Raw genomic sequence first — 14,473 nt, 5'->3', positions numbered from 1 at the left:
CGGGTAGGCTGTCGATGCCCTCGACGGTCACCCGCACCGAGGGCATTTGCGTGTCCACCGCCGCAACACCGCCGCACGACCGCGCGGCACAGCCGCTGATCAGCGCAGAAGGGGTTCGAGGTTGTCGCAACCGCAAGTCGTCGCGACCCGACCGCTGCGCGCCTGGCAGCGCCGCGCGCTGACCAAGTACCTGGCCGCCCGGCCCAAGGACTTCCTGGCCGTCGCCACGCCCGGCGCGGGCAAGACGACGTTCGGCCTGCGCGTCGCCGCCGAGCTGCTGGCCGACCGCACGGTCGAGGCCGTCACGGTCGTCACGCCCACCGAGCACCTCAAGCACCAGTGGGCGCGGGCGGCGGCCGAGGCGGGCATCGCGATCGACTCGAACTTCCGCAACACCAACGCGATGACCTCCCGCGACTACCACGGCGTCGCGCTGACCTACGCCCAGGTCGCCGCCCACCCGATGCTGCACCGGGTGCGCACGGAGAACCGCAAGACGCTCGTGCTGCTCGACGAGATCCACCACGGCGGCGACGCCAAGTCGTGGGGTGACGCGATCCGCGAGGCGTTCACGCCGGCCGTGCGGCGGATGTGCCTGACCGGAACGCCGTTCCGCTCGGACGACTCGCCGATCCCGTTCGTCAGCTACGAGCCGGGCCCCGACGGCGTGCAGCGCAGCCGCGCGGACCACTCCTACGGCTACTCCGACGCGTTGCGCGACGGCGTCGTCCGGCCGGTGATCTTCCTCGCCTACTCGGGCGAGGCGCAGTGGCGCACGAGCGCGGGCGAGGAGTTCTCCGCCCGGCTCGGCGAGCCGCTGACGCAGGAGCAGACGGCGCGGGCGTGGCGGGTGGCGCTGGACCCGACGGGCGAGTGGATGCCGTCGGTGCTCAAGGCCGCCGACATGCGCCTGACCCAGCTGCGCCAGGGCGGCATGCCCGACGCGGGCGGCCTGGTGATCGCCACCGACCAGACCGTGGCCAAGGCCTACGCCGAGATCCTCAAGCGCACCACGGGCCACGACGCGACCCTCGTGCTGTCCGACGACCCGAAGGCGTCCGGCCGGATCGCCGAGTTCGCCGCGTCGCAGGACCGCTGGCTGATCGCGGTCCGCATGGTGTCGGAAGGCGTGGACGTGCCCCGGCTGGCCGTCGGCGTGTACGCCACCAGCGCCTCGACGCCCCTGTTCTTCGCCCAGGCCGTCGGTCGGTTCGTGCGGCAGCGCGCCAAGGGCGAGACGGCCAGCGTGTTCCTGCCCAGCGTGCCGGTCCTGCTCGGGCTGGCCAGCGAGCTGGAGCAGCAGCGCGACCACGTGCTCGGCAAGCCGCACCGGGAGAAGGACGGCTGGGACGACGAGCTGCTGGCCCAGGCCAACCAGGCCAAGGACGAGCCGGGCGAGGAGGAGAAGGCGTTCACCGCGCTGGGCGCCTCCGCCGAGCTCGACCAGGTGATCTACGACGGCTCGTCGTTCGGCACGGCCGCGTTCGCGGGCAGCGACGAGGAGCAGGAGTACCTGGGGCTGCCGGGCCTGCTGGAGCCCGACCAGGTGCGCGCCCTGCTGCGGCAGCGGCAGGAGAAGCAGCTGGTCGAGGCCAGCAAGCGCCAGGTCGCCGCGCCGGCGCCGCCACCCGCCGCGACGCGCCCCGCGGGCGTGCAGGAACGGCTGGCGCAGCTGCGCAAGGAGCTCAACACCCTGGTGGCCATGCACCACCACCGCACGAAGAAGCCGCACGGCAAGATCCACAACCAGCTGCGCGAGTACTGCGGGGGCCCGCCGACGGCGATGGCCAGCATCGAGCAGCTCGAGGAGCGGATCGCCACGCTGCGCTCGTGGTGACCTTTGTTGTGACCTGCCGTAACCGGTTACTGCATTAGACGTAGTCAGATGTCCGTTCGGTTACCTCGTCGTTAGCGCATCGTGCCTACTTGACCGGTCAAGTGTGCTTCCGGTCACCGCCTGTCCCGGCATACGTTGTGCGCCACAACATTTACGCTCCTGCGTGAAAGGGATGGCGGATGCGCAGCAAGAGCCTCGCTCTCATCGCCCTTGGCACCGGCCTTGCCGTTGCCATGACGGCATGTGGCGCCAACACGTCCGGCGGCAACACACCGGCGTCGGACACCAACACGAACAGCGGCTCGGGCGGCGCGAAGGTCGGCGTCATCCTCCCCGAGACCGCCAGCTCCGCGCGCTGGGAGGGCTTCGACAAGCCGCTCCTGAAGAAGGCGCTGGAGGCCGAGGGCCTCCAAGCGGACATCCAGAACGCCCAGGGCGACGTCCAGAAGTTCTCGACGCTCGCGGACGGCATGATCAACGCCGGCGTCAAGGTCCTGATCATCGCCACGCCGAACAGCGAGATCGGCGCGACGGTCGCGAAGAAGGCCGAGGCGCAGGGCATCCCGGTCATCGACTACGACCGGCTGAACCTGGGCGGCAGCTCGAAGTACTACGTCTCGTTCGACAACGAGAAGGTCGGCGAGCTGCAGGGCCAGGGCCTCGTCGAGGGCCTCGCCGCGCTGGCGCCGGGCAAGAAGCCGGCCGAGATCATCGAGATCGAGGGCGCGCCGACGGACAACAACGCGACGCTGTTCTACAACGGCCAGCAGAAGGTCCTCAAGCCCAAGTACGAGGCCGGCGACCTGAAGCTCGTCCAGTCGAAGCCGATCGACAAGTGGGACAACCAGGTCGGTGGCACCACCTTCGAGCAGATCCTGACCGGCAACGGCCAGAAGGTGGACGGCGTGGTCGCCGCCAACGACGGCCTCGCGGGCGCGATCATCACCGTGCTGAAGAAGTACGGCCTCAACGGCAAGGTCCCGGTCACCGGCCAGGACGCCACCCCGGAGGGCCTGCAGGCCATCCTGCGCGGCGACCAGTTCATGACCGTGTTCAAGCCGATCAACGAGCAGGCCGAGGCCACCGCCAAGCTGGCCGGCGCGCTGGCCAAGGGCGACACGGCCGCCGCCGACAAGATGGCGACCGGCGTCACCAAGGACACCACGGGCAACCGCGACGTCAAGTCGGTCCTGCTGCCCGCGCAGCTGATCACCAAGGACAAGGTCAAGGTCGTCGTGGACGCCGGCTTCGTCAAGGCGACGGAGGTCTGCGTCGCCGACCTGGCCGCCGTCTGCACCGAGCTCGGCATCAAGTAAGTCAAGGCTCGCGCCGGGGCGGGGTGTGCCAGACGCACCCCGTTCCGGCGCGCCCACCCACGTGTGGGGCTGCACCCGAGAACGGGTTGGACCCCTTCAGACGGGTTAGACGGAGGAATTTCCAGTGAGCGAGCCGATCCTCGAGCTGCGCGGCATCAACAAGAGCTTCGGTCCCGTGCACGTCCTGCACGACATCGACTTCGACGTGCACCCCGGCCAGGTCACCGCCCTCGTCGGCGACAACGGCGCGGGCAAGTCGACGTTGGTCAAGTGCATCGCGGGCATCCACCCCACCGACTCCGGCCAGGTCCTGTTCAACGGCGAGGAAGTCCACATCCACGGCCCGCGTGACGCCGCGCACCTGGGCATCGAGGTCGTCTACCAGGACCTCGCGCTGTGCGACAACCTCGACATCGTGCAGAACATGTTCCTCGGCCGGGAACGCGGCAAGCTGGGCATGCTCGACGAGGCCGACATGGAGCAGGCCGCCCGCAAGACGCTGACCTCGCTGTCGGTGCGCACGGTCAAGTCGGTGCGCACGCAGGTCGCGTCCCTGTCCGGCGGCCAGCGGCAGACCGTGGCCATCGCCAAGGCCGTGCTGTGGAACAGCAAGGTCGTGCTGCTGGACGAGCCGACCGCGGCGCTGGGCGTCGCGCAGACCCGCCAGGTCCTCGACCTGGTGCGCAGGCTCGCCGAGCAGGGCCTGGGCGTCGTGCTGATCAGCCACAACATGAACGACGTGTTCGAGGTCGCGGACCGCATCGCCTGCCTGTACCTGGGCCGGATGGCGGCCGAGGTCAACACCAAGGACGTCACCCACGGCCAAGTGGTCGAGCTGATCACCGCCGGCCGGTCCGGCGACCTGGGCATCGCCCGTCCCGAGACCGCCACCATCTGATGCCGCCGCGCAAGGCACCCACGACGAGGAACGCAGCATGACCAACACCACCAGCGAGACGTCCCCGGACGCCCCCCAGGGCGCGATCTCCGACTTCGGCATCGACACCACGTCCCAGTCCACCGGCGAGGCGGTGCGCGACTACGTCGCCCGGCTGCGTGGCGGCGAACTCGGCTCCCTGCCCGCGCTGCTCGGCGTGGTCGTGCTGCTGATCGTGTTCAGCTCCCTCGCCGACACCTTCCTGACCCTGGGCAACATCGCCAACCTCCTCGCGCAGGGCGCGAGCGTCGTGATCATCGCCATGGGGCTGGTGTTCGTCCTGCTCCTGGGCGAGATCGACCTGTCCGCGGGCACCGCGTCCGGCGTCACCGCCTCCGTGATGGCGCTGCACCTGGTCAAGGGCGGCAACCTGCTGGGCGGCATGGGCGACACCGTCTTCTACCTGTTCTGCGCCCTGCTGGCGCTGGGCGCCGTGCTCGCCGCGCTCATGCGCATCTGGGCGGGCACCGCGATGTCGCTGGTGGCGCTGGGCATCGCCGCGTTCGGCGTGCCGGCCAACCCGTGGGTCGAGATGCTGCTCGCCGTCTGCGTCGGCACCGCCATCGGCTGCATCACCGGCTTCCTCGTCGCCCGCGTCGGCATCCCGTCGTTCGTGGTGACGCTGGCGCTGTTCCTGGCCTGGGGCGGCGTCATCCTCCAGTTCATCGGCGAGGGCGGCACGCTCGGCCTGCGCGACGACGTGATCTTCAACGTCGCCAACGGCAACCTGAGCACCGCCGGCTCGTGGGCGCTGTTCGTCATCGCCGCAGGCGGGTACGCGGCGGTCGTGCTCGGCCGCCACTTCAGCAGGCTGCGCCGCGGCCTGGTCGCGTCGCCGACCCCGATCGTGCTGATCAAGGTCGGCATCGTCCTGGTGCTGGGCGCGGTGGCCACCTACGCCTTGACGCTCAACCGCTCGAAGAGCGACCTCGTGGTGATCACCGGTGTGCCGTTCGTGGTGCCGATCGTCCTCGTGCTGCTGGTCATCGGCACGTTCGTGCTCGAACGCACCCGCTACGGCCGGCACGTCTACGCCGTCGGCGGCAACCAGGAAGCCGCCCGCCGCGCCGGCATCAACGTGGCGCAGATCCGGATGAGCGTGTTCGTGATCGCCTCCACCATGGCGGCCATCGGCGCGATCGTCTACTCCTCGAAGGTCGGCTCGGTCGACCCGAACGCCGGTGGCGGCAACACGCTGCTGATGGCGGTCGGCGCGGCCGTGATCGGCGGCACGTCGCTGTTCGGCGGCAAGGGCAAGCTGCGCGACGCGGTGATCGGTGGCGCGGTGCTCGCGATCATCCAGAACGGCATGGGCCTGCTCGACCAGCCCGCCGCCGTGGTGTTCATCGTGACCGGCCTCGTGCTGCTCCTGGCCGCGAGCGTCGACGCGCTGTCCCGCCGCCGGGCGGCGTCCGCCGTCCGCTGACGTGAGCACACCGACCGCGGGAGCCCGACCCGACGAGGTACGCAGGCACAACAGGACGGCGCTGCTGCGCCGACTCCATGTGGACGGGCCCTCCACCAGGGCCTCGCTCGCGGCTGAGCTGGGCCTCAACCGCAGCACGATCAAAGCCCTGGTGGACGGCCTGGCCGAGTCCGGCGTGGTCGCCGAACGCGTGCCGGCGCAGCGCTCCGGCGCCGGCCGGCCGTCCCTGCTCGTGCTGCCGCAGCCGCACGCGGCCGTGGTGATGGCCATCGACATCCGCGTCGAGCAGGTGGCGATGGCCATGGTCGGCCTCGGCGGCGACATCCTCGGCCGGGACTCGTGGAACCTGCACCACCGGTCCCGCGACCCCGGCGAGGTGATCACGCACATCGCCGACTCGGCCAAGCTCCTGGCCGACGAGCTCGACGTGCAGGCGGTCGGCGTCGGCGTCTCCGTGCCCGGTGTGGTGCGCCGTGCCGACGGTCTCGTGCACGAGGCGCCGAACCTGCACTGGACCGACGTGGCGCTGGGCGAACGGCTGTCGTCGGTGCTCAAGGTCCCCGTCCAGGTCGGCAACGACGCCGAGCTGGGCGCGCTGGCCGAACACGTGCGCGGCGCGGCCCGCGGTTCGTCGGACATGGTCTACATCTCCGCCGACGTCGGCATCGGCGGCGGCGTGATCTCCAGCGGCCGCCCGCTGCGCGGCACCGGCGGGTACGTCGGCGAACTGGGGCACATGGTCGTGCGCCCCGGTGGCCGCCGGTGCTACTGCGGCTGCCAGGGCTGCTGGGAGACCGAGGTCGGCGAGGCGGCGCTGTGCCGTGCGCTGGCCCTGCCCGAGGACGCGCCGCGCGGCACGGTGGTGGCGGAGCTGCGGTCGTTGGCCGGTTCGCCGGACAGCGTCGCGCACCGGTTGGGGGAGTTCACCGAGTGGCTGGCCATGGGGCTGATCACGGTGGTCAACATGCTCGGGCCGGAACTGGTGGTGCTGGGCGACTTGTTCACGGCGCTGCCGGAGTCGTTGGTGGACCAGCTGCGGCGCGCCGTGCAGAAGCGGTCGCTGGTGTCACGCGCGGTCGGCGGCACCAGGATCGTCTCCTCGCCCCTCGGTCGTGACGCCAAGCTCATCGGCGCCGCCGAGCTGGCCTTCGAGCCCGTCCTGGGCGAGGTCTGACCACTCCCGGACCGCTCGTCCGATGATCACCGTGTCGGGGTGGTCGGGCCCGAGCACCCTGACGTGGTCGGCGAGCAGTTCCCGCGTTTCGACCAACGCGGTCGCGAGGTCCCCGGACTTCAAGCGGGCGAGCGCGAGGTTGAACCGGGTCATGAGGGTGTCGGGGTGGTCGACGCCCAGGACGCGCCCGCGATCGACGACGAGCCGGCCGAACTCGCCGACGACCCGACCGTGCTCGCCCGCCATCCCGCGCCACGCGGCCAGGTTGTAGCGGGCGGTGAGGGTCTGCGGGTGGTCGGGCCCGAGCGCGCGGACGTGGTCGGCCACCACCCGTTCGAACTCGGCGATCGCCCCCGCGTGGTCACCCGCCGCGGCTCGCCACCCGGCCAGGTTGTGCCGGGTGCCGAGGGTGTGCTGGTGGTCGGGGCCCAGGACCTCGATCCGGTGGGAGAGGATCCGTTCGAGCTCCGCGATCGCACCCGCCTGATCGCCGGCCTCGGCGCGCCAGTGCGCGCGGTTGCTGCGCGCGGCGAGGGTGTTCACGTCGTCGGGGCCCAGGACCCGGGTCGTGTCGGCCACCAACCGCTCGTCCTCGGCGACGGCCTCGTCGTGCCGCCCCGCCCGGCCGCTCCAGGTGGCGATCTCGTTGCGCGCGTTCAAGCTGTCCTCGTGGTCGGGCCCGAGGTGGTGCTCCGCCTGTCGTCGCAGCTCGCGGAAGTAGTCGATGGCGTCGGTGTACAGGCCCGCCTCGCCCGTGGACCTGCCCGCGTGGATCAGGATCGCGTGTCCCCTGGGCTCCCAGAGCGCCGGTGCGGTGTTCCTGTGGAGGGCTGCCGCCGCCGACCGCAAGCTGCCGGCCAGCGCGCTGTTCGCCTCGTACCCCGGCCAGGTCAGCAGAAGGGCGTCCGCGGCGAGGTGGGCCAGGGGAGTGATGCGTGACGGCCCGATGGTGTCGCGGACGGCGCGTTGGAGCAGCGCGTGCGCCTGGATCGTGCCGGTGTCGAGCGTGATGAGGCTCAGCCGGTGCAGGCACCCGAGAGCGTCGTGGACGTCGTCGGCGTCGACGACCAGGGACGCCAGGACGTTGCCGGCCGTGAGCACGGCGACCGGGGTGCCCGCCGGGTCGAGCAGGCTGATGATCTCCAGCAGTGGCCGCGCGAGTCCTTCCGGGCGCAGCGCGTCGGCGCGTTCGATCGACAACGACCAGGTCGCCGCGACCGTGGCCCGGTGCTCGTCGGGCAGTTCGCCTTCCGTCGGCAGCACCTGGGCCAGGGAACGGCGGTCGGCCAAGCGCTTGCGGTAGTCGGCGACGGTGAGCAGCGGCTTGTCCGCGATGAACGCCGCCGCCTGAGCCAAGGCCAGCGGCAGGTGGCCCAGGTCGTCCGCCAGGGCCGGGAGCTGGTCGTGACCGGGGAGCTTCGCGGTCAGGTAGGCCAGCGACTCGGCCTCGGTGAACACGCCCACCTCGACCAACCGGCGATCATCGCGGGACAGCGCGGCGTCACGGCGCCGGGTCGTCACGACCACTTGGCCGGTCGGGCTGCTCGGCGGCCACAGGCCCTTGAGGTCGGCGGGGTCCTGCACGTCGTCCAGGACGACCAGCCACCGCCGGTCGGTCGAGCTGAGCCACGTCTGGAAGGCGGCCGCCGCGTCCTCGGGCGTGCCACCGGCGTCGCGCAGGACCCGACCGGCCGCGTCCGCGTAGGCGCTGATCACGGCGACCCGCGTCACGGCGGCGATCCACACCACCAGGTCGACCGACTCGTCCCGCCACACCGCGTGCGCGTGACGCGCCGCCAACTGGGACTTGCCGACACCGCCCAGACCGGACAGCACCGCGGACTTTCCGGACAGCTCGGCCTCGGCTGCCCGGTGCTGGTACCGGTCCGCGACCGGCGGCAGCACGCCGACCCGCACGGGCCACGTCACCGGGGCTGCCGGGGGCAGCTGGAGGTACTGCGTGTTCCCGTCACCGACCTGCACGCCGACGTTGTCGTGGACTTCCACGGCGGAGCTACTTGTCGCCGAAGTTCAGCGTCATCGTGTTGCCGTCGCCGACCTGCACGCCCTGGTTGTCGTGCACGTCGACGCGGTACTTGGCCGCGCCTTCCGGGTCCGCCAGCGCCAGCACCTCGCGCGCCGCCGCGACCAGTTCGACGTCCGACCCGGCGCCCGCGGCCGTCAGAGCGGCCTTCAACTCCTCGGGGTCGGTCGGCTCCTCGGCCACCCCACCCCGGCGCAACGCGCGCCGTGTCAGCGACTTCAGGCCCTGGTAAGCGTCTTTCACGGCGGCCGAGGCCGTGTCCGTCACGCCCGCCGCCGCACCGGCGGCCAACGCCGCCACCACGAGGTCAACCGACTCGATCACCACGCACCAACTCCCGTCCGCACCCGTCACCAGGAGTATCGGCGGAACCACGGCGAGCGTGACGCCGAAAATGAGGGGGGCGGGGATCCTCTCGGATCCCCGCCCCGGACGGCTAGGGTGCTACGAGCCCCGTGCGGGGACTCGTGGTGTTCAGCCCTGCTGCAACTCGGCAGCGAGCTCACGCAGCTTGGTGCTGTGCTCACGGGCGTGGTGCCCGCAGAACAGCAACTCGCCCCCGGAGGGGAGCACGGCGCGAACCTGGGCAGCAGCCCCGCAGCGGTCGCAGCGGTCGGCAGCGGTCAACGCGGGGCGGGTGAGCGTCGTAGTCATGGAAATCTCCCTCCGTCCCGGCACCGGGGATCGGTGCCCTCACACCTAGCTGCGACCACTTCGCATCTGGCGGGTGCGCCGTGTTCGCTGCCTTCACTCTTGCAGACGTTCGGGCGGAAGTCAGTGTTCCCCTGACCGTGGCGACCCGCGTCACTCCTCATTTACCCGGCGCCCGGGTGGTCGGAACCTGCCGTTTCCACCGGTTCGATCCGCCCGTGCTCACGTTCCGCTGTCGTGCCAACGGATTTCCGACCTGCGGATACGGCGTTCGACGCACCCTTGATGCTCCAGAAGGGCGGTCCTCGGACCTCGCCGGTGTGACGGGTAACACTTTGGTCAGCCCAGAGCGAACACGGCCCCGCGTTCCACGATCCGGACATGATCCGTCCGGTTCACGGGCCGTTCCACCGCCCGTTCAGATGGTCAGGCGGAGCCCGTCGAACCGGGTCAGGCCGAACGACGCGTCCTCGTGGTTGACCCGGACGTGCTCCCGCGGGATCCCGATGCCGACCGCCTCGCCCAGGAGCACGGACTCGGTGAAGTCGGTCCGCCAGTGCACGCCCGCCATGTTCCGGGCGGTCGCGATGTTCGCCGCCACCTTGTCCAGCTCGCCGCCGGTGTAGGGGACGAGGGCCGTGCCGTCGGCGTTGGCCACGACCGGGTCGGGCAGCACCCAGGACTCGTCGAACCACGCCTTCAGCACCGTGACGCACGTCCCGGCGACGGTCGCGTGACCCGAGCGGTACGACGGGTGCGTCGGCGAGCCCTCCGGGAACGCCTGCGGCAGCAGGTACGAGCCGTGCTTCTCGTAGGAGAGCTTGACCGCCTCCGAGTCCAGCACCTCGCGGTCGATCACGGAGTAGTCGCGCATCCCGGACAGGTGCGCGTGGACCCGACCGCCGAACGCCTCCGGCCGCAGCCTGCGGTGCACGTACCACTTCTAAAACCACATCGCCTTCAACGCCCGCGTCGCTTGATCGGCTTGGTGGTCGCGCCCTCCTGCACCGCGCGCCACGCGTCGAAGTCGGTCAGGAAGTCGCGGTCCGGCCGCACCGTGTCGTGCAGCTGCGGGATGCGCAGCGTGCCGTACTGGATGTCGCGCAGCAGGAACTGCGACAGGAACGGTCCCCGCAGGTCGCCGCGCGTGCCGCCGCGGAAGATCGTCGCGGGCGTCACGCGGCCGTCCACCTTCGGCGCCCGGTGGTCGCTCAACCGCGACAGCTCGTCGGCCGCCTGCGCGATCAAGGGTGCCGGTCGTACTGGTCGAACGGGACGTCCCTGGTCAGCGCCATCCAGTACAGCTCGACCGCCTCGGCGGAGTTGCGCGCGCTGTCGATGCGCGGCGCGGGCGGCAGGGCCAGCGACCGCGGGTCCGGGCCCTCCAGGTCGAACGCCAGGCCGGCCTGCGGGTTGGTGAGCTTGACGCCCCGACCGAGCGGGATGCGCTCGAAGTCCTCCGACCGACCCGTGGACAGGGCTCTGAGCAGCGTGTTGTACGCCTCGGGGCGCACCTCGCCCGCCTCGTCGTGCGGCAGGCCCTTGCTGTAGTTGGCGACGTGCGGGTAGTCGCCCTCCTCGCCGTTGTTGACGTGCTCCGGCCACGGCTGCCGGTCCAACGCCTCGGCCGACGCCAGGCGCGAAAGGCGTGCTTCAGTGCGACGTTCACTCATGGAGTTCCCCCTGCTTCGGAGCTCCCCGTGACCGCCCCCGGCGGCCGCGCCCCACCCGGGACACCACGGAGAGTGATCGATGGCAGCGGTCGTTCGAGTGAAGAAGCGCACAAAGACCAGGACCCCTCGACCGAACGGTCGAGGGGTCCTGGCTCAGCGTGATCTCCAGCCCGGGGTCAGTCCAGGTAGTCGCGCAACACCTGCGACCGCGACGGGTGCCGGAGCTTCGACATCGTCTTCGACTCGATCTGCCGGATCCGCTCGCGCGTCACGCCGTAGACCTGGCCGATCTCGTCCAGCGTGCGCGGCTGGCCGTCGGTGAGGCCGAACCGCAGCCGCACCACACCCGCCTCGCGCTCGGACAACGTCGCCAGCACCGACTGCAGCTGGTCCTGCAGCAGCGTGAACGACACCGCGTCCACCGCCACCACGGCCTCGGAGTCCTCGATGAAGTCACCGAGCTGGCTGTCGCCCTCGTCGCCGATCGTCTGGTCGAGCGAAATGGGCTCCCGGGCGTACTGCTGGATCTCCAGCACCTTCTCCGGGGTGATGTCCATTTCCTTGGCGAGCTCCTCCGGGGTGGGCTCGCGGCCCAGGTCCTGGAGCAGTTCGCGCTGGATGCGACCCAGCTTGTTGATGACCTCGACCATGTGCACCGGGATGCGGATGGTGCGGGCCTGGTCGGCCATCGCGCGGGTGATCGCCTGGCGGATCCACCACGTCGCGTACGTGGAGAACTTGTAGCCCTTGGTGTAGTCGAACTTCTCCACCGCGCGGATCAGGCCGAGGTTGCCCTCCTGGATCAGGTCCAGGAACGCCATGCCACGACCGGTGTAGCGCTTGGCCAGCGACACCACGAGCCGGAGGTTCGCCTCCAGCAGGTGGTTCTTGGCCCGCTCGCCGTCCCGCACGATCCACCGCAGGTCGCGGCGCATCTGCGGGGTCAGCTTCTCCTGCTCGTCCTCGGCGCGGCGCACCCGCTCGGCGGCGTAGAGGCCGGCCTCGATGCGCTTGGCGAGCTCGACCTCCTCCTCCGCGTTGAGCAGGGCGACCTTGCCGATCTGCTTGAGGTAGGCGCGGACCGAGTCGGCGGAGGCGGTGAGCTCGGCGTCCTTGCGGGCCTGCCGCAGGGCCTCCGACTCCTCCTCGTCCCAGACGAAGTCGCCCTCGCCGGGCTTGGCCTCCTCCTCGGCGGGCTCCTCCTCGACCGGCTCGTCGATCAACTCGACGTCGTCGACCAGGTCTTCGGCGTCTGGAGCGCCTTCCAGGTCCTCGGGTTCCTCGCCGTCCTTCTTCACCTTGCCAGGCGCGGCAGCGGCGGCCTTGGCGGCCGTCTTGCGCGGCGCCCGCGTGGCCGTCTTCCCCGCCGCGGCGGTCTTCGCCGCCGGCTTCTTCGCCGGGGCCTTCCTCGCCGAGGTGGCCTTGGGCGTCTCCTCGGCGTCAGCCTTAGCTGCCTGAGTCGTCTTCGCGGCTGCCACGTACGCCCTTTCGCGACTGTCGATCAAGGTCGACCGAAGGGCGCGAACCTCGGTCGCCTGAGTACGGGGGATCCCCCGCCGGATCGTTCGTCAGCGGGGCACCGTTCCATTGTAACGACGAGAATCGCGTGCCGTTGCCCCCCGGCGTCATCCGAGGTGGTCCGGCACGCGTTCTCGCAGGTGGAACGCTGCGGAAATCAGTGCCGGAGACCTTGCGCGGCGGCCACGGCGGCGCCCACGATGCCCGCGTCGTTCTTCAGCGCGGCGGCCACCACCTCGGTGCGCACCTCGAGCAGCGGGAGCCACTTCTCCGCCTTCTTGCTGACCCCGCCGCCCGCGATGACCAGGTCCGGCCAGATCAGGTCCTCCAGCACGTTGATGTACCGGGACACGCGGGGCGTCCACTCGGCCCACGTCAGGCCCTTGTCCTCCTTCACCGAGGCCGCGGCGCGCTTCTCCGCGTCGTGGCCGTCGACCTCGAGGTGGCCGAACTCGGTGTTGGGCACGAGCTTGCCGTCGAGGAACAGGGCGCTGCCGATGCCGGTGCCGAACGTCAGCAGGACCACCAGCCCGTCCCGGTCGACGCCGGAGCCGAACCGCATCTCGGCGATGCCGGCGGCGTCGGCGTCGTTGAGGACGACGACCTGGTCGGTCGGTCGGCCGAGCCGTTCGGCGAACAGCGCGGCGGCGTCCGTGCCGATCCACGCCTTGTCGACGTTCGCGGCGGAGTGCGCGACGCCGTGCTTCACCACGCACGGCAGGGTGACGCCGACGGGACCGTCCCAGTTGAACTTCTCGACGATCTCGGCGACCACGTCGGCGACCGCGTCCGGGGTCGACGGCTGGGGCGTGGTGATGCGCAGGCGCTCACCGTCCAGCGCCCCCGCTTCGAGGTCCACGAGCCCGCCCTTGATGCCGGAACCGCCGATGTCCACGCCGAACCCGCGGGTCATGCCCATCCCCGTGGCCCTTCCTACTCGATTCAGTAACCGTGGCCGCAGACATTAGCCTGCAGTTCTCCGATAGTCCCGTGAGAGTGACGCAGGAGGAACAGTTGCGTTTCGATCCGCGCTCATTGGTCGATGTCGCCGTGCTCGTGGCCCGCGAGGCGGGCGAGCTGGTGGTGACGACCCGCGATGCCGCCCTGACCGATGTCGACACCAAGAGCAGCGCCACCGACGTGGTGACCGCGGCCGACCACGCGTCCGAACAGCTCGTCCGGGCGCGGCTCGCCGAGTTGCGGCCGGGTGAGCCCGTGATCGGGGAGGAGGAGGGCGGCAGTGCCGCCGTCGAGGGCCTGACCTGGGTCGTCGACCCGATCGACGGCACCGTGAACTACCTCTACGGCATCCCCCAGTACGCCGTGTCGATCGCCGCGCAGGTCGACGGCGTGTCCGTGGCGGGGGCGGTGGTGGAGCCCGTCAGCGGTCGGGTGTGGACGGCGGCGCGGGGCGGCGGGGCCTGGTTGGACGGTCGGCGGCTCCGGGTCTCCGACGCCACCCGATTGGATCTGTCCCTTTTGGGTTACGGCTTCGCCTACCAGGCGGAGCGGCGGCAGCGGCAGGCGGACGCGTGGGCGGGCCTGGCGACCAGGGTGCGGGACATGCGGCGGGCCGGTGCGGCGTCGTTGGACCTGTGCGCGGTGGCGGCGGGCAGGCTGGACGCCTACGCCGAGCACGGCCTCGGTCGGTGGGACTGGGCGGCGGGCGCGCTGCTGGCCCGTGAGGCGGGCGCGGTCGTCCACCTCCCGGGTGAAGCTCCGGAGCTGGGCGGGGACGCCGTCTTCGCCGCCGCGCCGGGCATCGCGGACGCCCTGTTCACCGCTCTCGTGGAGTGCGGCTTCGGTAAGGTCTGACCGAACGCGCGTGTCGAACGCTCAGGTCCCGCGTGTCGAACGTCCGGAACGTTGAACTCGGGGGTCCTGAACGTTCGACACG

14 protein-coding genes are annotated in these 14,473 nt (G+C 71.0%); 6 read left to right on the top strand and 8 right to left on the bottom strand.

Annotated elements, in window-relative coordinates; all coding sequences use genetic code 11:
• Positions 1–121 precede the first annotated feature (121 nt).
• From LNK82_RS09560 to LNK82_RS09540, 5 genes are all read left to right on the top strand, one after another.
• Entirely contained in the window at positions 122–1,837 is a 1,716-nt protein-coding gene (locus LNK82_RS09560) for a DEAD/DEAH box helicase (protein ID WP_230566570.1), read from the top strand.
• Positions 1,838–2,016: 179 nt separating this feature from the next.
• Positions 2,017–3,153 (top strand): sugar ABC transporter substrate-binding protein, encoded by a 1,137-nt coding sequence (locus LNK82_RS09555; RefSeq protein WP_230566569.1) that lies wholly within the window; start codon positions 2,017–2,019, stop codon positions 3,151–3,153.
• Between the two features lie 124 nt (positions 3,154–3,277).
• The gene (locus tag LNK82_RS09550; RefSeq protein ID WP_230566568.1) at positions 3,278–4,051 is read left to right on the top strand and encodes an ATP-binding cassette domain-containing protein; all 774 of its coding nucleotides are present in this window, start codon (positions 3,278–3,280) and stop codon (positions 4,049–4,051) included.
• A 37-nt stretch (positions 4,052–4,088) separates the two neighbouring features.
• On the top strand, positions 4,089–5,516 hold the full coding sequence (locus tag LNK82_RS09545; RefSeq protein WP_230566567.1) for a sugar ABC transporter permease: 1,428 nt from the start codon (positions 4,089–4,091) through the stop codon (positions 5,514–5,516).
• Position 5,517: 1 nt separating this feature from the next.
• Positions 5,518–6,690, top strand: a complete 1,173-nt coding sequence (locus LNK82_RS09540) for an ROK family transcriptional regulator (RefSeq protein ID WP_230566566.1) — start codon at positions 5,518–5,520, stop codon at positions 6,688–6,690.
• Here LNK82_RS09540 and LNK82_RS09535 read toward each other — a convergent pair.
• The 8 genes from LNK82_RS09535 to ppgK form a co-directional block, all read right to left on the bottom strand.
• A complete protein-coding gene (locus LNK82_RS09535; protein ID WP_230566565.1) occupies positions 6,583–8,697 on the bottom strand; it encodes a tetratricopeptide repeat protein in 2,115 nt (704 codons plus the stop codon). The two genes, LNK82_RS09540 and LNK82_RS09535, sit on opposite strands and share 108 nt — an antisense overlap.
• Before the next feature lie 7 nt (positions 8,698–8,704).
• Positions 8,705–9,058, bottom strand: a complete 354-nt coding sequence (locus tag LNK82_RS09530; RefSeq protein WP_230566564.1) for an RIP homotypic interaction motif-containing protein — start codon at positions 9,056–9,058, stop codon at positions 8,705–8,707.
• 150 nt (positions 9,059–9,208) lie between these two features.
• Positions 9,209–9,388 (bottom strand): DUF7455 domain-containing protein, encoded by a 180-nt coding sequence (locus LNK82_RS09525; RefSeq protein WP_015800348.1) that lies wholly within the window; start codon positions 9,386–9,388, stop codon positions 9,209–9,211.
• A 415-nt stretch (positions 9,389–9,803) separates the two neighbouring features.
• The gene (locus LNK82_RS09520; RefSeq protein WP_230566563.1) at positions 9,804–10,319 is read right to left on the bottom strand and encodes a phosphatase PAP2 family protein; all 516 of its coding nucleotides are present in this window, start codon (positions 10,317–10,319) and stop codon (positions 9,804–9,806) included.
• Between the two features lie 26 nt (positions 10,320–10,345).
• The gene (locus LNK82_RS09515) at positions 10,346–10,633 is read right to left on the bottom strand and encodes a hypothetical protein (RefSeq protein WP_230566562.1); all 288 of its coding nucleotides are present in this window, start codon (positions 10,631–10,633) and stop codon (positions 10,346–10,348) included.
• Entirely contained in the window at positions 10,630–11,058 is a 429-nt protein-coding gene (locus tag LNK82_RS09510; protein WP_230566561.1) for a hypothetical protein, read from the bottom strand. Before LNK82_RS09510 ends, LNK82_RS09515 begins: the two co-directional genes overlap by 4 nt.
• Positions 11,059–11,234: 176 nt before the next feature.
• On the bottom strand, positions 11,235–12,563 hold the full coding sequence (locus LNK82_RS09505; RefSeq protein ID WP_211363475.1) for an RNA polymerase sigma factor: 1,329 nt from the start codon (positions 12,561–12,563) through the stop codon (positions 11,235–11,237).
• Between the two features lie 170 nt (positions 12,564–12,733).
• Positions 12,734–13,495, bottom strand: coding sequence for a polyphosphate--glucose phosphotransferase (gene ppgK, locus LNK82_RS09500; protein ID WP_308257186.1), 762 nt, complete (start codon positions 13,493–13,495; stop codon positions 12,734–12,736).
• A gap of 95 nt (positions 13,496–13,590) precedes the next feature.
• On the opposite strand from ppgK, the gene LNK82_RS09495 reads away from it, so the two are divergent.
• Positions 13,591–14,391, top strand: a complete 801-nt coding sequence (locus tag LNK82_RS09495; protein WP_230566559.1) for an inositol monophosphatase family protein — start codon at positions 13,591–13,593, stop codon at positions 14,389–14,391.
• Positions 14,392–14,473: the final 82 nt, after the last annotated feature.

It is taken from the genome of Saccharothrix luteola (genome assembly GCF_020859565.1).
In the GTDB taxonomy this organism is placed as follows: Bacteria; Actinomycetota; Actinomycetes; order Mycobacteriales; family Pseudonocardiaceae; genus Actinosynnema; species Actinosynnema luteola.
Note: the sequence above shows the minus strand (reverse complement) of the source record. Positions and strands in the feature narration are given on the sequence as shown.

Excerpts from the sequence above, each read along its gene's own strand:
- ppgK (WP_308257186.1), bottom strand. The coding sequence starts at position 13,495 with ATGGGCATGACCCGCGGGTTCGGCGTGGACATCGGCGGTTCCGGCATC.
- LNK82_RS09525 (WP_015800348.1), bottom strand. The coding sequence starts at position 9,388 with ATGACTACGACGCTCACCCGCCCCGCGTTGACCGCTGCCGACCGCTGC.
- LNK82_RS09510 (WP_230566561.1), bottom strand. The coding sequence starts at position 11,058 with ATGAGTGAACGTCGCACTGAAGCACGCCTTTCGCGCCTGGCGTCGGCC.
- LNK82_RS09555 (WP_230566569.1), top strand. The coding sequence starts at position 2,017 with ATGCGCAGCAAGAGCCTCGCTCTCATCGCCCTTGGCACCGGCCTTGCC.
- LNK82_RS09545 (WP_230566567.1), top strand. The coding sequence starts at position 4,089 with ATGACCAACACCACCAGCGAGACGTCCCCGGACGCCCCCCAGGGCGCG.